Source organism: Pseudomonas sp. microsymbiont 2 (assembly GCF_054788395.1).
On the sequence record NZ_CM139112.1, the window covers coordinates 3,278,256 to 3,295,300 of the forward strand.

17 protein-coding genes and 2 pseudogenes are annotated in these 17,045 nt (G+C 63.8%); 14 read left to right on the forward strand and 5 right to left on the reverse strand.

What is annotated here, in order from left to right; all coding sequences use genetic code 11:
* Positions 1–102: 102 nt before the first annotated feature.
* Entirely contained in the window at positions 103–714 is a 612-nt protein-coding gene (locus ACYUME_RS14580) for an FMN-dependent NADH-azoreductase (RefSeq protein ID WP_279887832.1), read from the reverse strand.
* A 133-nt stretch (positions 715–847) separates the two neighbouring features.
* Between ACYUME_RS14580 and ACYUME_RS14585 the strand changes: the two genes are divergently transcribed.
* Together ACYUME_RS14585 and ACYUME_RS14590 are read left to right on the forward strand one after the other, a co-directional pair.
* Positions 848–1,750, forward strand: a complete 903-nt coding sequence (locus tag ACYUME_RS14585) for a LysR substrate-binding domain-containing protein (RefSeq protein WP_279887831.1) — start codon at positions 848–850, stop codon at positions 1,748–1,750.
* Positions 1,743–2,105, forward strand: coding sequence for an MmcQ/YjbR family DNA-binding protein (locus ACYUME_RS14590; RefSeq protein ID WP_460415349.1), 363 nt, complete (start codon positions 1,743–1,745; stop codon positions 2,103–2,105). Before ACYUME_RS14585 ends, ACYUME_RS14590 begins: the two co-directional genes overlap by 8 nt.
* Before the next feature lie 4 nt (positions 2,106–2,109).
* Here ACYUME_RS14590 and ACYUME_RS14595 read toward each other — a convergent pair whose 3' ends face one another.
* Positions 2,110–2,523, reverse strand: a complete 414-nt coding sequence (locus ACYUME_RS14595) for a DUF1294 domain-containing protein (protein WP_460419370.1) — start codon at positions 2,521–2,523, stop codon at positions 2,110–2,112.
* A gap of 10 nt (positions 2,524–2,533) precedes the next feature.
* Positions 2,534–3,364 carry an undecaprenyl-diphosphate phosphatase gene (locus tag ACYUME_RS14600; RefSeq protein WP_460415351.1) on the reverse strand — a complete coding sequence of 277 codons (831 nt, stop codon included), beginning with the start codon at positions 3,362–3,364 and terminating at the stop codon, positions 2,534–2,536.
* A gap of 389 nt (positions 3,365–3,753) precedes the next feature.
* Between ACYUME_RS14600 and ACYUME_RS14605 the strand changes: the two are divergent.
* The 11 genes and pseudogenes from ACYUME_RS14605 to ACYUME_RS14655 form a co-directional block, all read left to right on the forward strand.
* Positions 3,754–4,377, forward strand: a pseudogene (locus ACYUME_RS14605) (cache domain-containing protein); the annotation flags it as partial.
* A 405-nt stretch (positions 4,378–4,782) separates the two neighbouring features.
* Positions 4,783–5,298 (forward strand): annotated as a pseudogene (locus ACYUME_RS14610) (methyl-accepting chemotaxis protein); the annotation flags it as partial.
* A gap of 93 nt (positions 5,299–5,391) precedes the next feature.
* Positions 5,392–5,958, forward strand: coding sequence for a nicotinamide riboside transporter PnuC (gene pnuC / locus ACYUME_RS14615; RefSeq protein WP_279887822.1), 567 nt, complete (start codon positions 5,392–5,394; stop codon positions 5,956–5,958).
* Positions 5,955–6,506: an AAA family ATPase gene (locus ACYUME_RS14620; protein WP_460415352.1), complete on the forward strand. Its 552-nt coding sequence runs from the start codon at positions 5,955–5,957 to the stop codon at positions 6,504–6,506. Before pnuC ends, ACYUME_RS14620 begins: the two co-directional genes overlap by 4 nt.
* Before the next feature lie 301 nt (positions 6,507–6,807).
* A complete protein-coding gene (locus tag ACYUME_RS14625; protein WP_279887819.1) occupies positions 6,808–7,248 on the forward strand; it encodes a hypothetical protein in 441 nt (146 codons plus the stop codon).
* A 1-nt stretch (position 7,249) separates the two neighbouring features.
* Positions 7,250–7,822, forward strand: a complete 573-nt coding sequence (locus tag ACYUME_RS14630; protein WP_460415354.1) for an adhesin — start codon at positions 7,250–7,252, stop codon at positions 7,820–7,822.
* Between the two features lie 52 nt (positions 7,823–7,874).
* Positions 7,875–9,188 (forward strand): heme utilization protein, encoded by a 1,314-nt coding sequence (locus ACYUME_RS14635; protein ID WP_460415356.1) that lies wholly within the window; start codon positions 7,875–7,877, stop codon positions 9,186–9,188.
* A 63-nt stretch (positions 9,189–9,251) separates the two neighbouring features.
* A complete protein-coding gene (locus tag ACYUME_RS14640; RefSeq protein WP_279887816.1) occupies positions 9,252–9,932 on the forward strand; it encodes a C39 family peptidase in 681 nt (226 codons plus the stop codon).
* 33 nt (positions 9,933–9,965) lie between these two features.
* Positions 9,966–10,703 carry a hypothetical protein gene (locus ACYUME_RS14645; protein WP_279887814.1) on the forward strand — a complete coding sequence of 246 codons (738 nt, stop codon included), beginning with the start codon at positions 9,966–9,968 and terminating at the stop codon, positions 10,701–10,703.
* Positions 10,704–10,749: 46 nt separating this feature from the next.
* Positions 10,750–12,030, forward strand: coding sequence for a hypothetical protein (locus ACYUME_RS14650; protein WP_460415358.1), 1,281 nt, complete (start codon positions 10,750–10,752; stop codon positions 12,028–12,030).
* A 106-nt stretch (positions 12,031–12,136) separates the two neighbouring features.
* Positions 12,137–14,353, forward strand: a complete 2,217-nt coding sequence (locus ACYUME_RS14655; RefSeq protein ID WP_460415360.1) for an LTA synthase family protein — start codon at positions 12,137–12,139, stop codon at positions 14,351–14,353.
* An 84-nt stretch (positions 14,354–14,437) separates the two neighbouring features.
* Here ACYUME_RS14655 and ACYUME_RS14660 read toward each other — a convergent pair whose 3' ends face one another.
* Positions 14,438–15,763, reverse strand: a complete 1,326-nt coding sequence (locus ACYUME_RS14660; protein WP_279886598.1) for a sigma-54 dependent transcriptional regulator — start codon at positions 15,761–15,763, stop codon at positions 14,438–14,440.
* A gap of 332 nt (positions 15,764–16,095) precedes the next feature.
* Between ACYUME_RS14660 and ACYUME_RS14665 the strand changes: the two genes are divergently transcribed.
* Positions 16,096–16,362 carry a hypothetical protein gene (locus ACYUME_RS14665; RefSeq protein WP_279886596.1) on the forward strand — a complete coding sequence of 89 codons (267 nt, stop codon included), beginning with the start codon at positions 16,096–16,098 and terminating at the stop codon, positions 16,360–16,362.
* A gap of 106 nt (positions 16,363–16,468) precedes the next feature.
* Here the strand turns inward: ACYUME_RS14665 and ACYUME_RS14670 are convergent, their stop codons facing one another.
* Positions 16,469–17,035, reverse strand: coding sequence for a vWA domain-containing protein (locus ACYUME_RS14670; RefSeq protein ID WP_347881635.1), 567 nt, complete (start codon positions 17,033–17,035; stop codon positions 16,469–16,471).
* Positions 17,036–17,045: the final 10 nt, after the last annotated feature.

Genomic DNA, 17,045 nt, shown 5'->3' on the forward strand with positions numbered 1-17,045 from the left:
GGCACCAGCATAGAACCCGCTGTACTCGGCCTGCATGAAAAAACGATGAAAAAAGCCGACTGGCGCCAAGGCGTCAGTCGGCTTTTTCAGCTATCGCGGGCTTCAGGCTGCGGCGAACAGCGGGCCTGCGATCTGCGCCTGGGCAGCGTCGATGGCCTTGGCACGGTGCTCCGGGCCGTAGGCCAGGCCGTGGGCGCGAACGATTTCCAGGTCGGTGATGCCGACGAAGCCAAGGAACACCTTGAGGAAATCTTCGTGACCCACGCCGGTCGGCTGGCCCTGGTGCAGGCCACCGGCCGTGGAGACCAGGATGACCTTCTTGTCGCCGCACAGCCCTTCAGGGCCGGCTTCGGTGTAGCGGAAGGTCTTGCCGGCGACCGCCACGCGGTCGATCCAGGCCTTGAGCTGGGTCGGCACGGTAAAGTTGTACATCGGCGCACCGATCACCACCGCGTCGGCGGCCAGGAACTCTTCCAGGGTTTCGTTGCTCAGCCGGGCCTCGAAGGCTTGGGCTGCGTCACGCATTTCTTCCGGGGTGCCGGCAGCCACCAGGGTGGCGGCGGAGAAATGGCTGATGGCGTCGGCGGCCAGATCGCGATAGACCACTTCGATGCTCGGGTCGGCGACCTTCCAGGCCTCGACCACTTCGCGGCTCAGTTGGCGGGAGGCGGAATTGTCGCCCAGGATGCTCGAATCGATATGCAACAGTTTCATGGGACTCTCCTGTGAATGAAGACCGCGGCGGTAAGCGATCACGATGGGGAGAATCCTACCGACACAGCGAATGGCTGATAAGTCGGCAAATTTGCGTTAGTTTGTTCCACTGATAGGACAATGGACCCTTCGCATGCAAGACCTCAACGACCTGTTCTACTTCGCCCGGGTGGTCGAAGCCGGTGGTTTCGCCGCCGCCGGGCGCCAGCTGGGGATTCCCAAGTCGCGCCTGTCGCGGCGCATCGCCGAGCTGGAGGAACGCCTGGGCACGCGCCTGCTGCAACGCACCACCCGCCAGCTCAAGCTCACCGCCGTGGGCGAACGTTACCTGACGCACTGCCAGGCCATGCTGCTGGAAGCGGAGATGGCCGACGAAGTGGTGGCCAGCATGTCCAGCGAACCGCGGGGCAGGCTGCGGGTGTCCTGCCCTGTGGCGTTGGCCCATGCCTTCCTGCCGGGGGTGATCAGTCGCTTCCTGGCCCAGTACCCCCAGGTCCAGCTCGACATGGTGCTGCTCAACCGCCGAGTCGACCTGATCTCCGAGGGCATCGATGTTGCGCTGCGGGTACGCGACCTGGGCGATGAAGACCCAGCCCTGGTCACCCGGCGCCTGCGCCAGGCGCAGATGCAGCTAGTGGCCGCACCGGGCTTCGCCGACCATGTCCGTGAGCCTGCGCAGTTGGCGAGCCTGCCGGTACTGGGTGCGGCCGAGGCGGACCGCCTGGTGCATTTCCGTCTGTTCGGCCCCCAGGGTCGCCAGGAAGAACTGGCGCTGGAACCACGCCTGGCGATCGACGATTTCGTGGTGCGCAACGCCGCCGTGCGCGCTGGCCTGGGCTTTACCGCCCTGCCCAGCATGTTCTGTGAAGAAGAGCTCGAGCGTGGCGAGTTGGTGCGCCTGCTGCCGGAGTGGTCGCTGCCCGGCGGCTTCCTGCAGGCGGTCTATCCGCATCGGCGGGGCCTGCTGCCAGCGGTGCGGGTATGGATCGATCACCTGGCGGCGTCATTCGAAGCCTGTGGAGAGCGTTATGTCTGAGAACAGGATGACGCAGGAGCAGGTCGCGGCGTTCTGCCTGAGCCTGCCCGGGGCGCGCGAAGACTACAAATGGGGCGGTATCCGGGTATTTTCCGTGGCCGGCAACAAGATGTTCGCGGTGCTGGACCTGGCGGGGGCCGGACTTTCGTTCAAGGTCGCCGATGAACTGTTCCTGGGCTACTGCGATCGCCCGGGGATTCGCCCGGCGCCCTACCTGGCGCGGGCGAGGTGGATCAGCATGGTGCCGCCCTACCCCATGGGATATGCAGAGCTGAGCGATCTGCTGCGCCGCTCGCATCAACTGGTGGTACGCCGCTTGCCCAAACGGGCACAGGCAGGATTGCTGCTCGATTGAGCCGTCAGATCACCTGACCCAGCCAGCGTCCACCGAGCAGCAATTGATCGACCCAGAAAAACTGGTGCATCGCGACGATGCTCCAGAACACCATCTGGTAGGACAGCTTGCGGGTCTTGTGCCGGAACAGCTGCTGCGCCAGCAGGGCGCCCGGCCAGCCGCCCAGCAGTTCGCTGGCGTGCAGGACCTTTTCCGGCGTACGCCAGGCTTGCGTGCGCGCCTGCTGCTTGTCCTGCCAATACAGCAACAGGCTGATCAGGCTCATGCTCGGGTAGAGCGCCAGCGGGATCCAGGACTGGCCGCCCAGGCCCATGCGCAATGCCCCGAGCAGCGGCAACAGACACAACAGTGCCAACGCCAGCAGCTTCAGGCGCGCATTGCGCACGCCCTGATCGGCCCGCCCGGACGCCCCCTGCATGCGCGCCATCTCAGCCGTGCGCCGTCGACCAGTCGACCCAGCCGAACTCCCAGGTCGCCAGGATCAGCAGGCCGAAAGCGATACGGTACCAGGCGAACACGGCGTAGCTGTGGTTGGCGATGAACTTGAGCAGCCCGCGCACGGCGATCATGGCGAAGATGAACGACACCACGAAGCCCAGCGCGAATACCGGCAGATCGCCCGGCTGGAACAGATCACGGTACTTGTAGCCCGAGTACACCGCGGCACCGACCATGGTCGGCATCGCCAGGAAGAACGAAAACTCGGTCGCCGCCTTGCGCGACAGGCCGAACAGCAGGCCGCCAATGATGGTCGAGCCGGAGCGCGAAGTACCGGGGATCATGGCCAGGCACTGGACAAAGCCGATCTTCAAGGCGTGGTGCCAGCGCATGTCGTCGACCTGATCGACCTCCACCCGGTGCTGCCGCCGCTCGGCCCAGAGCATGATCACGCCGCCCACCACCAACGCCGCGGCAACGGTTATGGGGTTGAACAGGTATTCATGGATCAGGTCGGCGAACAGCACGCCGAGCACCACCGCTGGCATGAACGCGATCAACAGGTTGGCGGTGAAACGCCGTGCCGGCGCCTGCGTCGGCAGGCCCAGCACCACCTCGAAGATCTTGCGTCGGAATTCCCAGACCACCGCCAGGATGGCGCCGAGCTGGATGATGATATTGAACGCCATCGCGCGTTCGCCGCCAAAACCGATCAGGTCAGCGACGATGATCTGGTGCCCGGTACTCGAGATCGGCAGGAACTCCGTCAGACCCTCGACCACGCCCAAGATGATTGCCTGCACGGCACTCCAAAAATCCATCATTCCCCCAAGTGCGACGCTGCGCGTGGCAGGCCGCTTGTTTTGATCTACATGGTCATGCCGCACGCGGCGCGTGCTTTTTACAGCGCCAGCCGGCCAGAACGCCAGCTGAAAAGCTCAGCAGGCTAAAGGTTTCATCTGCGGCGGCCGAAATCCTAACAGAGCGCAGGTTTCAAGACTCGTCTTACCTGCAACACGCAATTGCCTGAAGCACACATTAGCCATTGGTCGAGTGGGGACTGGCCACAAAGCATGCTTGGATGCCTTCGATAAAAAGAACAACACTGGAGTAATGCATCATGAACACCCTGAGGTCGATGTCGATCAGCCGTCGTCTGTGGCTGATCCTGCTGGTGGCCGTGGCCATGTTGCTGGTGTTGGGCCTGCTGATGCTGCGTCAGCTGCATGGCGACCTGTACCAGGCCAAGGCCGAGAAGACCCGCCACGTGGTGCAGACCGCCGCCGGTGTGCTGGCCTACTACCAAGGCCTGGAGGCCGCCGGCACCCTGACCCGCGAAGCCGCCCAGCAACAAGCCCTGCAAGTGGTACGGGGACTGCGCTACGACCAGAATGACTATTTCTGGATCAACGACCTGCAACCGAAGATGATCATGCACCCGGCCAATCCCAAGCTCGATGGCCAGGACCTTTCCGCCATTCGCGACCCTGATGGTTTCGCCGTGTTCAACGAGATGGTCGCCCTCGCCCGCAGCCAGGGCGCAGGTCCGGTCGACTATCGCTGGCCGAAGCCCGGCGCCAGCGAACCGGTGGCCAAGACCTCCTATATCCAACTGTTCAAGCCGTGGGGCTGGATCATCGGCTCGGGCGTGTACGTCGACGATGTGCAGGCCGAGTTCGCCCGCCAGCTGCGCGATGCCTCGCTGGTGGGCCTGGGCATCGCCCTGCTGATGGCGCTGCTGGTCATGCTGATCGCCCGCAGCATCGCCCTCCCGCTACGGGAGGCGGTGCAAGCCATGGGCAACATCGCCAGCGGCGAAAGCGACCTGACCCGGCGCCTGGACACCCACGGTCGCGACGAGATCACCCACCTGGGCGAGCACTTCAACCGCTTCAACGGCAAGTTGCAGGGTGTGGTCGGTCAGTTGCAGGGCGCCGCCCACGCCCTGGCCGAGTCGGCCGGCCACGTCGGTGACAACGCGGGCTCCGCCCAGGCACGCAGTGCCCAGCAGTCCCAACAGATGGACCAGGTGGCCACCGCCGTCAATGAAGTCACCTATGCCGTGCATGATGTGGCCCGGCATGCCGAACAGGCCGCCAGCGAAATGCGCAGCGCCCAGGCCCAGGTAGGCCATGGCCAGCAGGCCATCCATGGCAGCCTGCAGCAGATCGACCGCCTTTCGGCGACCATCGACCAGGCCGTGCAGGTGATCCGCGAGCTGGCCAGCCACAGCACCCGAATCGGCGGAGTGCTCGAAGTGATCCGCTCGATCGCCGAACAGACCAACCTGCTGGCCCTCAACGCCGCCATCGAAGCGGCGCGGGCCGGCGAACAGGGGCGCGGCTTCGCCGTGGTCGCCGACGAGGTGCGCCTGCTGGCTCAGCGCACCGCTCAATCGACCGCCGAGATCCAGACCATGATCGAACATCTGCAAGGCCAGTCGGAAGCGGCGGTACGCGCCATCGACACCAGCAGCGAAGCCTCGCGCCAGACCGTCGAGCAGGCCCGCGAGGCCGGCAGCAGCCTCGATGCGATCAGCCAGGCGCTGGGCAATCTTGGCGCGCTGAATGCCTCGATCGCCAGCGCCACGCTACAGCAGTCCCACGTGGTCGAGGAGATCAACCGCAACGTCACCGAGACCGCCAGTCTTTCGCAGCAGACCGCCGAGGCGGCGCGCCAGTCCAGCGATGCCGGCGCCGCGCTGACGCGCTTGAGCGAGGAACTGGAGCAGTTGCTGCGCCAGTTCCGGGTCTAGCAGCCCACTGGGTGCACGGCTTCGAGCGAACGGCTTGAAGCCTGCGCCTCGAAACTTGTAGCATCGCGCCCTTTCCCCGCCCAAGGATCGCCGATGTCCGGCCTCGAACTCTTCGCCGCCGCGCTCGGCGTCATCGCCGTCTGGCTCACCGTCAAGCAGAACCCTTGGTGCTGGCCGATCGGGCTGGTGATGGTGGTGCTCTACAGCTGGATCTTCTACGAGGTCAAGCTGTACTCGGACATGCTCCTGCAACTGGTCTACGCGGTGTTGCAGCTGTATGGCTGGTGGCAGTGGACCCGGCCCGACCGGGTCGAGGATGCCCGCCAGGTCTCCCGCCTGGCCCCGGCGCCCATGCTCAAGGGCCTGGCCGCCGGCCTGCTGGCCAGCCTGCTGCTGGGCGCTGGCATGGCGCACTGGACCGACGCCGCGCAACCCTGGCTGGATGCCGCGCTCACAGGCTTCAGCCTGGTCGCGCAACTGTGGATGGCGCAAAAGCGGCTGCAATGCTGGGCCCTGTGGGTCGTGGTGGACGTGATCTTCGTCGGCCTGTTCCTGTACAAGGGCCTGTACCTCACCGCCGCGCTCTATGCCCTGTTCACCCTGATCGCCGTGCGTGGCTGGCTGGAGTGGCGCCGCGACCCGGCGCTGGCCAGCGCATGAAGGTCCTGGTGCTGTGTGGCCCGGAGTCCAGCGGCAAGAGCTGGTTGAGCGGCGAAATCCAGGCGCATTTCGGTGGCGTGCTGGTGGGTGAGTACGTGCGCCACTTCATGGAGCGCGAACAGCGCGACACCTGCTATGCCGACATCCCCGCCATCGCCCGCGGCCAGCTGGCCTGGGAAGACCAGGCCCGGGCCCAGGCGCCGGAGCTGCTGATTCTCGACACCCACCTGCTCAGCAACATCCTGTGGAGCCGGGCGTTGTTCGGCGACTGCCCTGACTGGATCGAGCAGGCGCTCGACGCCCGGCATTACGACCTGCATCTGCTGCTGCGACCCGAAGGCGTGCCGTGGGTGGGCGACGGCCTGCGCTGCCAACCCTGTCTGGAGGAACGCCAGGCGTTCTTCGACGACAGTCTTGCCTGGTTGCAACGCCACCGGCAGACGATGCGGATCATCGATGGCGACTGGCCACAGCGCAGCGCGGCGGCCCTGAACGCGGTCCAGTGTCTGCTGGATGGCAAATCTCCCATTTGCCCCACCGAGTGTTAAGGCGCTGATACACCCCAATGGGCCAAGTCCCCGTATTTGTGGGCATCCCACCAGTTCTGGGGGCGGTGTCACGCGGATGAAACACCTTCGAGAAAACCGCCGCCGCGCCGCGCCGTTGCCGAGCCTGGCGCCTGCTCGACCCGCGATCTGTCTCAGCGCTGTTACAACAAAATCCCGACGCTCCTGATGTTGACTCGCAACCTCATGATTCATAAGCGATAAAAAAAACCGGCACAGCTTCTGCTCTCCTTCTCGCAACGCCCGGCCACACGGCCGCCACGCCGAAGAAGGAATTGCCATCGTGGGGAAAAAAGACAACGGCATCTACCGCCTCCTGCTGCTCGGATGCGTATTGGGGTCGAGCCTGGGCCTCCCGGCCCACGCCGAAAACGGCATTGTCGTCATCACACGCGAAGTCCAGACACGCAACGCGATCCGTGCCCCACTGATCCCCGACCCCAGCCCGGTCACCGTCAACACCAATCCTTCCGCGCACATCCTCAGACAGACCCATGAGCTGAGCGATGGCGACTTCGCCAGCATCAGCAGCGGCGCGGGCATCAACTCGCTGATCACTCAGCAGACCAACAACATCGGCGCCAACATCAGCAACCAGACCCAGCTGCCTAACATCGCCGGCGGGCGTGGGTCGGGCGGCGGCGGCAACGGCATCGCCAACATGGTCAACTCCAACGTCCAGCAAGGCCTGGGCGCGCTGAAGATCCTCAACGGAGGGCAGTGACATGCGGCATACCCTGCTGTTCCTGGCCACCCTGTGCAGTGCATCGGCCTTCGCCCAGTCTCCGGTCGTCAACGACGCCACCATCGACAGCTCCGGCGCCCGCTACGAAGGCAACCTAGGGGTCAACCAGGCAGCCGGCGACCAGCAGCAACAGGTCAACGCCCGGGCCATCGCCATTGGCCACGATGCCGCGGCGAGCACCCAGATCCACCAGCGCCTGCGCACCCACGTCGACCCTGCGATCGACGCACAGGCCAGCATCCAGGGCGACGCCTTCAGCCGCGGCAACGGCATCCTGGGGGTCAACCAGAGCGCCGGCGCCAGCAACCAGCAAGCCAACGCACTGCGCATCAGCGTCAGTGCCCAACCGCAAAGCATCGACGACAGCGTCCTTCTGCAACAGAACGTGGCGCTGCTCAACAGCTCGGATTCAACCGCGCCGACACCCGGCCATCGCCAGGTCAGCACCAGCGACCAGGCATTCACCGGTAGCCGTGGCGTAGTGCAGTTGAATCAGAGTGCCGGGGTGGGAAACCGAACGGCCAACACCCTGAGCATCCGGGTCGCGGATTGACCCAAACCGGCAGCAACAACACTTAACCTAAAAAAAAGTACGGAGAATCACCATGAAACCCTCGATGGCACTCAAGCCTCTGGTTTTCGCAATCGCTGCGATCATGGCTGTAGCTGTACAAGCTGGGCAGAATGATCCGCGTGGCCATGGCCACAACAATGGCCACGGCCATAACAACGGTCATCACACCCCTCCTCCTACCAAGATCCCTGTGTATGCCACCGCCAATGCCTGGGACAAGCAAAGCAGCACCAACAACCGTATCCGCAACGAAGGGACGGTGAACGAAGCTGAAATGAGCAGCTCGGCCTCCGGCACCAGCGGCAACGTGGGTGTCAACGTGGCGGCCGGCGCCGGCAACCAGCAGGACAACGCCGCCGCCATCGCCAACGCCGGCGCCGACTCCAGCCTGGACAACAGCTTCGTGTTCGGCTCCGCCTCGGCCACCGCGGATGTACGCCAGTACAGCAACAACAACCGGGTCGACAACTACGGCACCACCAACTCCGGCATCATGAGCGGATCGGGCAACAACGGCAGCGGCAACATGGGCATCAACATTGCTGGTGGCGACCTCAACCAGCAGAAAAACACCATGGCCATTGCCAACTCCAATGCGCCACTGGGCAACGCCACCGCCACCGCCTCCGCCGACCAGAACGGCCCAGGCCTGGTCGTGAACAACAACGCCGACCGCACCTATCGGGTCGATACGCTGTCGTTCACCACGACCCAAAGCGGCAGCGCCTCGTTCAACAAGGATTCCAGCTACAGCAAGGACAGCAGCGCCTCGTCGAGCTGGGAAGCCGCCGGTGCAAAAAGCTGGAACGCCAGTGGTTCGAAGAGCTTCGACGCCAGCGGTTCGCGCAGTCACGAGTCGAGCTCCTCGGCTAGCGGCTCTCTGAACGCTTCGCTGGAGGCTTCGGCGGACGGCAGCGTGACCCATACCCAGGACTATGGCCGCCACGAGCGCAGCCGCACCGACTCGTTCGATGCTTCGCTGAACGCCTCGATCGACGCTTCGTATGAAAAATCGCACGAGAAGTCTTCCAGCTCCTCGTTCGAGAAAGCCTACGACTCTTCGTTCGAAAAAGCCTACGACTCCTCCTATGAGAAGTCGGGCAGCGCCTCCAACGAGTCGTCGAAGTCCGGTTCGAAGAGCTTCAGCGAATCCAGCTCCTACGACCTGAGCAACACCGTGTCGTTCCAGGTGCTGACCCCTACTGGCTGGGCTAACCCTGTAACCAACACCGCCACCCTGAGTGGCTCGGTGAATGGCGGCAGCGGCAACCTCGGCGTCAACGTGGCAGCCGGTGTGGGCAACCAGCAAAGCAACTCGCTGGCCATCTCCAACACCTCGTTCTGAGTGGCATGACCAGGAGGCCCCCTTTGGGGGCCTCTCTTCGACAAGACCAGGAGGCTACCGACCATGCGTATGATCGCCTTGGCGTTTCTGCTTTGCATGGCCAGCTACAGCGAGGCGGCGCAGATGCCGCTTTCCGTTTTGCCGGGGGGGGCGGTGATCTACAAGCCCATCCAGAGCATACGCGAGCGCAAGTTCGCCGACCTGGTGCAACAGAAGACCGATTTCAGTTGCGGCGCCGCGTCGCTGGCAACCATCCTGCGCCAGGCCTACTGGCTGGATGTCGACGAACAACAGGTCATCGAGGGCATGCTGGCCCACGCCGACCAGGACCTGGTCCGGGTCCAGGGCTTCTCGATGCTCGACATGAAGCGCTACGTGGAAAGCCTGGGCATGCGCGCCCGCGGCTACCGGGTAGCCGCCGACACCCTTAACAGCGTGCGTATCCCGGTCGTGGTGCTGATGGACATCCGTGGTTACAAGCACTTCGTGGTCCTACAGAAGGTCGACAAGGGCTGGGTGTACATCGGCGACCCGGTGCTGGGACACAAGCGCTACAAAGTCGACGATTTCCTCAAGGGCTGGAACGGCATCATCTTCGCCGTCATCGGCCAAGGTTACGACAAGACCAACGCCTTGCTCGACCCGCCACTGCCGCTGAGCGCCAAGGGCCGCGTCAATACCTTCACCCCGGTGAAAGACGCCGAACTGATGGACTTTGGCTTCATCCGCAGCGACTTCTTCTAATGACAATCGAGCACGAAGCTCCGGGAGCATCCGATGAAGACCCCAGCGTGGCTCACCCTGATATGCCTGGCCGCCGCCCTGCCAATCCAGGCGGAGACGTTCAAGCCCATTGAACTGAAGGATCAGGAACTGGCCAACTTGCGGGGCCGCTACGTGATGCCCGGACGCATCGTCAGTTTCGGCATCGTCATGACCAGCACCTGGCAGAACGCCAACGGCGACATCATCGGGGCCACCTCCTCGATGCAGATCCAGCAGACGACCATCAAACCTCAGTTCTACGTATCGATGATCGACAAGAAAGGCACCGGCACGTCGAGCTCGCAAGGCGTCGGCAGCGTCACCGGCGGCGGCGGCCTGAACGCGACCGAAGGCGTCACCCAGGTGGTACGCGCGGCCGGCGACAACAACACCGCCTACAACAACGTCGACATCAACGTCAGCAAAGGCAACCAGGCGCCGGATGTGCAGCAGCAGGGTCAGGTGCTGGCGACGGGATCGACGCTGGTCAGAGCCAATGACGCAGGCTCGCTGAGCGTGTCCGCGACCGGCTCCGGCGTGCAGCTCAATGTGCTGGCCAACAACAACCAGGGCAGCACCCTGCAGCGGATCGCCGAAGGTGGCCTGATGCAGAACGCCACGCTGCTGGGCAACGGCAACCAGGTCAGCAACCTCACCTCGCTCAACGTCGTGCTGCGCGACAACGTGGCCACCAACTCGCTGAACGGCAACCTTGACCAGCTCAAAGGACTTCGCGCGCTCGGATACTGATCTACGCTGTGTCTCATCGTATGTAGTCAGAAGGGACGGCTTACCCATGCAACGATCGCTGACGTTCAGAGCTGTAGTCTGTTTGAGCACACTGGCCCCCGCAACAGCGCTGTATGCAGCTCCGGACCCACAGGTCGAGGCATTGAAGCAAGAGCTGCGCGAGTTGAAACAGCGCTACGAAGCCCAGCAGAACGCCCTGATGGTGCTCGAACAACGTGTACGGCAGGTTGAGGAAACCCCTGCGGCGCCCCCGCCAAAACGTCTGACCAAGTCTCCATCCTCGCCGGCCAAGGGAGCACAGACCGTGGCCTCGGGCTCATCGACCGGCGCTGGCAGCTCATATGGCCAGTCGCTCAGGGACGATTCGGAGCCGGCGCAGAGCGTTTCCAACCTGTATGACGAAGCCAGCGGCTTCTTCGGCGGCGGCAAGTTCAGTTTCGAAACCGGCCTGACCTATACCCACTACGATACCCGGGCGCTGACGCTCAACGGCTTCCTGGCGCTGGACTCGATCTTCCTGGGCAACATCAACCTCGACCGCATCAAGGCGAACAACTGGACCCTGGACCTGACCGCGCGCTACAACCTGGACCAACGCTGGCAGTTCGACATAAACGTGCCAGTGGTCTATCGCGAATCCACCTATTCCTCCGGTGGAGCCGGCGGCTCCGGCCCGGCCACGTCGGACGCCTCGGTCACTCGGGACCCCACCATCGGCGATATCAACGTCGGCATTGCCTACAAGTTCCTCGACGAGTCGGAAAACCTGCCCGACGCTGTCGTCACCCTGCGCGTCAAGGCGCCCACCGGCAAGGACCCGTATGGCATCAAGCTGGTCGAGGACCCGACCAACAACAACCTGTCAGTGCCCGAGAGCCTGCCGACCGGCAACGGCGTCTGGGCGATCACCCCAGGCATCTCGCTGGTCAAGACATTCGACCCGGCCGTGCTGTTCGCCAGCCTGTCCTACACCTACAACATGCAGGACTCGTTCAGCGACATCAGCCCGCAGGTCAACAGCAAGGTGCCCGGCGACGTGAAACTGGGGGATTCCTGGCAGATCGGCGGCGGTATCGCCTTTGCCCTGAACGAGCGGATGAGCATGTCGTTCTCGGTCACCGACCAGTTCGCCCGCAAGAGCAAGATCAAGCCCGATGGTGGCGACTGGCAGTCGATCACCAACAGCGACTACAACGCCGCGAACTTCAACGTCGGCCTGACCTTCGCCGCCACCGACAACCTGACCATCGTCCCCAACCTTTCGATCGGCCTGACCGAGGATGCGCCCGACTTCTCGTTCAGCCTGAAATTCCCGTACTACTTCTGACCCCGTCGGGCCCGGCAACGGGCCCGACATTTGGTTACCGGTTTTGTAGCGCCCGGCTTTCCTGCCCCCAGCCTGTTATCATCCTGCACAATTTTGTGACGGTTTAATGGCATTTAAGGAAAGTTTTGTGAACAAGCTGCTCGGTCACCCTCGCGCCCGCCTTGCCACCCTGGCAGCCCTGGTGCTGGTGTTGCCAATGGCCGCACGTGCCCTGCTGGGCTGGTCCGATCCCTTCGGCTACCTGTCGGACTTCGCGATCGGCAGCCTGCTGGTAATGACCCTGCACCGACGTCCCTGGTGGCTGGCGCTGCCTGTGCTGCTGGCGTGGGGCGGCCTGTGGGTCGCCTCGGCGGAGCTGGTCAGCGCGGTCGGCAGGCTGCCCACCGTCGACGACCTGACGTACCTGTTCGACCCACAGTTCATGGAAAACTCCACCGGCGGCGGGCTGACCCATGCCTGGCTGCCCGTGCTTCTGATCCTGGGGCTTGGCGCCTGGCTCGCGAGCCAACGCCAGGAGTCGACCAGCGCAGCGCTGCCACGGCGCGCCTGGGCCATTCCCCTGGCATTGTTCGGCCTGCACTGGGGCGGCCAGCACCTGGCGCCATCGGACGCCGATCAATGGCGGCAATTCAACCTCGGCCACCAGGCGCTCTCCGCCGCCGTGGGCAACGCCCAGCGCCTGGCATTGAACACGATGGGCCATCCAGCCGCCGTCACCGCACTGCCCAGCACGGGCCTGACCCAAGCCGATCTTGACGGGGGCCGGCTGCTGGACGGCGCGGGCCGTGCGCGCAACCTGCTGATCATCACCGTGGAAGGCATCCCCGGGGCCTACGTGCGCGCCAACCGCGAGGCCCTGGGCAGCCGTTTCCAGCAGGACCTCATGCCCAGGCTCAGCCACTGGGCCGAACGCGGCATGAACACGCCCGATTACGTGCTGCACACCCACCAGACCATTCGCGGCCTCTACGCGATGCTCTGCGGCGACTACGACAAGCTGGCCAACGGCACGCCCAAAGGCGTGGAACTGCTCACCCAGCACCAGCGCAACCAGGCCTGCCTGCCGGCGCAGTTGCGCCAGGCCGGCTTTACCACCCACTACCTGCAAGGCGCCGGCCTGCGTTTCATGGCCAAGGACCGGATCATGCCGCACATTGGCTTTGACTCGGTGCACGGCCTGGAGTGGTTCGGCAACGACAACTATCTGGAATTCCCCTGGGGCAAGGACGATCGTGCCTTCTTCGAAGGTGCGCTGGACTATGTCGGCGAACTGCGCAAGCAGACGCAACCCTGGATGCTCACCCTGCTCACCGTTGGCACCCACCAGCCGTACTCGGCGCCCGAGGCGTACCTGCAGCGCCATGCCAGCGCCAAACAGGCTGCGGTGGCGTATCTGGACGATGCGCTGGGCGACTTCCTCGACAGCCTCGAACGCCAGGGCGTGCTCAAGGACACGCTGGTGGTGGTCACTTCGGACGAGTCCCATGGCATCGACGGCGTACGCCTGGCTTCGACCTGGGGCTTCAATCTCACCCTCGCCCCGGAACAGGCGCAACTGCCCCGGCTCAAGTCCGGCACCTACGGCCATGTCGACCTGACCACGTCACTGCTCGACTACTTCGCCCTGCCGATTCCACTGGCGCTGGGCGGGCGCTCGCTGTACCGCGACTATGACAGTGGTCGTGAAATGATTTCCTACACCAACGGTGTCCTGCGCTATCACGATGGCCAGGGCACCCTGAGCGAATGCGACTTCCAGCAACGTTGCCGGCGCTATGCCAGCCAGGGGTTCATCGCCGACCAGGCCAGGTTCCTCGGTCGCGGCGACGACACGCTCGGGCCGCAGCTCAACCTGCTGGCCGCCACCCTGGACCAATCGCTGCTGCAGACGCCACTCAATCTGCGCTATCAGTTCGGTGGCCCTTCGCCCATCGCCCTGCAGGAACGCATCCGTGACGACTGGGCGGACAACCTGATCGGCGCGCAATACCTGGAAATGCCCGAAGGCACACGCACCCGGGTACGCCTCAAGGTCCGCGCCCTCGATCCGCAGCACCAGGCATTCATCCGCCTGAAAGCCAAGGAGCTGGAGCAGGATGTACCGCTGGGGTTGCCCGAGGAAATGCTGGTGACGGCCGATCAGCCGCTGGAAATGCAGTTCGATTTCGACAACCCGAAAGTGCGCAAGGCATTTTCCTTCCACCTGCTGGGTTATGGCGGCGGCGAGGTGGAGGTCAGCGACTTCAGCGTGATCACTGCCATGCCGGGTGAGGAGGACGCGGAGGAAGAGCTGGCGGACGGGCATATTGCCCAGTCGAGCTGAGTCGCGGCTGGCTTTGGCGCCGCCACTGTAGGGAGCGGCGGTGCGCCGATGCGACTTGCCCGCGAAGCAGCCGCTACGGGGTGCTCAACGAATCTGGTGCTTGTGCAGCAATCGATAGAAAGTCGGTCGCGAAACGCCGAGCACCTTCGCCGCGATGCTCAGGTTGTCACTGTGGCGACTCAGTACATCGCAGAGCGCCTGGCGCTCCGCGCGGTGCTTGTAGTCCTCCAGCGTGCCCAGCGGCTGATCCTGCTCATGCAGTTCCTGCAAGCCCAGGTCCTGCGCCTCGATCTGCCGGCCTTCGGCCAGCACCAGGCCACGCCTTACCCGATTGGCCAGCTCGCGCACATTGCCCGGCCAGTCGTGCCGCCCCATGGCGGCCAGCGCGTTTTCGCTGAACGAACGTGGCCGCCTGCCTGTTTCCAGGCTGTAAAACTGCGAGAAGTGGCTGGCGAGCATCGACAAGTCGCCATGCCGATCGCGCAGCGGGGCAGTGATCACCTGCAGCACATTGAGGCGGTAATACAGGTCTTCACGAAAGCGCCCCTGCCCTATCGCCTTTTCCAGGTCCACATGGGTTGCCGCCAGAACCCTGACATCCACGGCGATGGGCTGGTTGCCGCCGACCCGCTCGATGTGTTTCTCCTGCAGGAAACGCAGCAGGTTCGCTTGCAGCTCCAGCGGAAGATCGCCGATTTCATCGAGAAACAGCGTGCCGCCATTGGCGGCCTCGATGCGCCCCACCTTGCGCTGGTGCGCCCCGGTGAACGCGCCTTTTTCATGGCCGAACAGCTCTGACTGGATCAGATGCTCAGGGATCGCGCCGCAGTTGATGGCGATGAACGGTTTTTCGCGACGCTGCGACTGGCGATGCAGCGTGCGCGCCACGAGCTCCTTGCCGGTCCCGCTCTCGCCCCGGATCAACACGGGTGACTCGGTGGGCGCGAGCTTGCCGAGCAGTTTGCGCAGCTCACGGATCAGCCGGCTCTCACCCAACAGTTCGTGCTCGGGCTCATCCACACGCACCGCGCCCTTGCCGCGCAGACGCGCCATGCCGAAGGCCCGCCCCAGGGTCACCTGGACCCGCGAGACGTCGAACGGCAGGGTATGGAAGTCGAAGAACCACTCGCAGACGAAATCGCCGACGTTCTGCAAGCGCAGCTCTTCGGCACTCAATACGGCGATCCATTCGGTGTTGCTGCGCTTGATCAGGTCCTTGACCGCGTCGGGGTGACGCAGGTGCGATACCTGCAAGCGAACCAGACCGACATCGCAAGGCTGCTCCAGGGCGGCCTCCAGGGTACAGCTGCGCACGTCCCAGCCAACGCTGCGCAGGCCTGGCAACAGGCGGTGGCAGTCATCGCAAGGGTCGACGATCAACAGGCGGCGGTGGGCAGCAGTCTCGAGCATGACCGTTCCTTGGCGTCAGATTTTAGTTTTTCACGAATAAACAGTTAGTTGCGACGCCAAAATTAACAGTAGCAATGAACTTGACGCACTCCATGACCGTTGGTCAGTCCATTTTCGCCACATAAAGCACATCCGCGAATTTGCGCAGAAATCTGGCGTCATGAACCCTGCGTGAGCGTATTGGCAAAGAGGCCGTTGAAAAAAAATTCGCGCATATGTGACTCAACCACTGACCTGGAGCATCAGTACGTTTAACCCCGCGCTGTAGAGTTTGCAACGACTGCACCGCGGAACTTTATTTCGCTGTTTGGGACCATGAGAGAGACCGAACCATGAATGCCCCGCTCCGTGTCAACGAAGCACTGCTGATCGCCGACCACGCCTTCGAACCCTTCCAGTGCGTTGCCTGGGATGCACCCAACGGTACTGGTGAGCTGAGCCTGGCAGTGATCGACCGGACCAGCACCCGAATCGGCAGCAAGCAAGTGTCCTCGCGCATCTACTCCGACCCTGCGCAATGGGCCAGCCTGATCGAGGAAGTCCGCGCGGAACTGTCGCGCAAAGGTTATGACCTGCAACCCTGGTCGATGCCGAAGTGATCAACGTCGACTATCACAAGTGCGCGCGACTCACGCACTTGTGATAGTCACTTCTCTTTAATGAAGAGCAATTTTTAGTTGCGACATTCTGTCGCAAGCCTGCTCTTCATTCGACCTGTTCGAACTGCTCGACATGCCGATATTCGGCATTTAGTTGTTCCGCAAGTTGTCGTGCGCGGCCGACCCTCACCGCCGCCATTTCCATATCGACGAGCAAGGTATCGCATGGCATGGGCTGTGGCGCACGCCACGCGTGCAGGCGGCCGTCGGTCAGCACCAGGCAGCGCCGGGTCTCATGGGGCAGGCGCTTGCCGCGTGCCAGCAACCATGTCCGTGCTTGTTCCAGAGCCGCGAACAGCGGCGTCCCGCCTCCGGCGCCCAATGCTCGCAGCCACGGTTGCAATGCCGCCGACGCCTTGAGGCCATGGCGTTGCCAGTGTGGCTCGCTGCCGCTGGCCGTCAGCAACGCCAGACGCGCCCGCTGCCTGTAGGCCTGGTCGAAAACCCCGGCCAGCAGCCCTTTGGCCTGGGCCAGCGCCTGATGTCGTCGGGTGGAGGCCGAGGCATCGACGATCACCAGCCACAACTCGGGGGCCTGGGCCTGGCGCTGCCGCCAGCACAGGTCGGCGCGCTGACGCGGTCGCCCCTTGAGCAGGGTCGGCAGCCAGGCGATACGGCCCTGG

What these genes read in the sequence shown, in the direction of transcription:
- ACYUME_RS14665 (WP_279886596.1), top strand. Translation starts at nt 16,096, where the DNA reads ATGAATGCCCCGCTCCGTGTCAACGAAGCACTGCTGATCGCCGACCAC.
- ACYUME_RS14640 (WP_279887816.1), top strand. Translation starts at nt 9,252, where the DNA reads ATGCGTATGATCGCCTTGGCGTTTCTGCTTTGCATGGCCAGCTACAGC.
- ACYUME_RS14630 (WP_460415354.1), top strand. Translation starts at nt 7,250, where the DNA reads ATGCGGCATACCCTGCTGTTCCTGGCCACCCTGTGCAGTGCATCGGCC.
- ACYUME_RS14580 (WP_279887832.1), bottom strand. Translation starts at nt 714, where the DNA reads ATGAAACTGTTGCATATCGATTCGAGCATCCTGGGCGACAATTCCGCC.
- ACYUME_RS14595 (WP_460419370.1), bottom strand. Translation starts at nt 2,523, where the DNA reads ATGCAGGGGGCGTCCGGGCGGGCCGATCAGGGCGTGCGCAATGCGCGC.
- ACYUME_RS14585 (WP_279887831.1), top strand. Translation starts at nt 848, where the DNA reads ATGCAAGACCTCAACGACCTGTTCTACTTCGCCCGGGTGGTCGAAGCC.
- ACYUME_RS14590 (WP_460415349.1), top strand. Translation starts at nt 1,743, where the DNA reads ATGTCTGAGAACAGGATGACGCAGGAGCAGGTCGCGGCGTTCTGCCTG.
- ACYUME_RS14600 (WP_460415351.1), bottom strand. Translation starts at nt 3,364, where the DNA reads ATGGATTTTTGGAGTGCCGTGCAGGCAATCATCTTGGGCGTGGTCGAG.
- ACYUME_RS14655 (WP_460415360.1), top strand. Translation starts at nt 12,137, where the DNA reads ATGGCATTTAAGGAAAGTTTTGTGAACAAGCTGCTCGGTCACCCTCGC.
- ACYUME_RS14645 (WP_279887814.1), top strand. Translation starts at nt 9,966, where the DNA reads ATGAAGACCCCAGCGTGGCTCACCCTGATATGCCTGGCCGCCGCCCTG.
- ACYUME_RS14650 (WP_460415358.1), top strand. Translation starts at nt 10,750, where the DNA reads ATGCAACGATCGCTGACGTTCAGAGCTGTAGTCTGTTTGAGCACACTG.
- ACYUME_RS14635 (WP_460415356.1), top strand. Translation starts at nt 7,875, where the DNA reads ATGAAACCCTCGATGGCACTCAAGCCTCTGGTTTTCGCAATCGCTGCG.
- pnuC (WP_279887822.1), top strand. Translation starts at nt 5,392, where the DNA reads ATGTCCGGCCTCGAACTCTTCGCCGCCGCGCTCGGCGTCATCGCCGTC.
- ACYUME_RS14660 (WP_279886598.1), bottom strand. Translation starts at nt 15,763, where the DNA reads ATGCTCGAGACTGCTGCCCACCGCCGCCTGTTGATCGTCGACCCTTGC.
- ACYUME_RS14620 (WP_460415352.1), top strand. Translation starts at nt 5,955, where the DNA reads ATGAAGGTCCTGGTGCTGTGTGGCCCGGAGTCCAGCGGCAAGAGCTGG.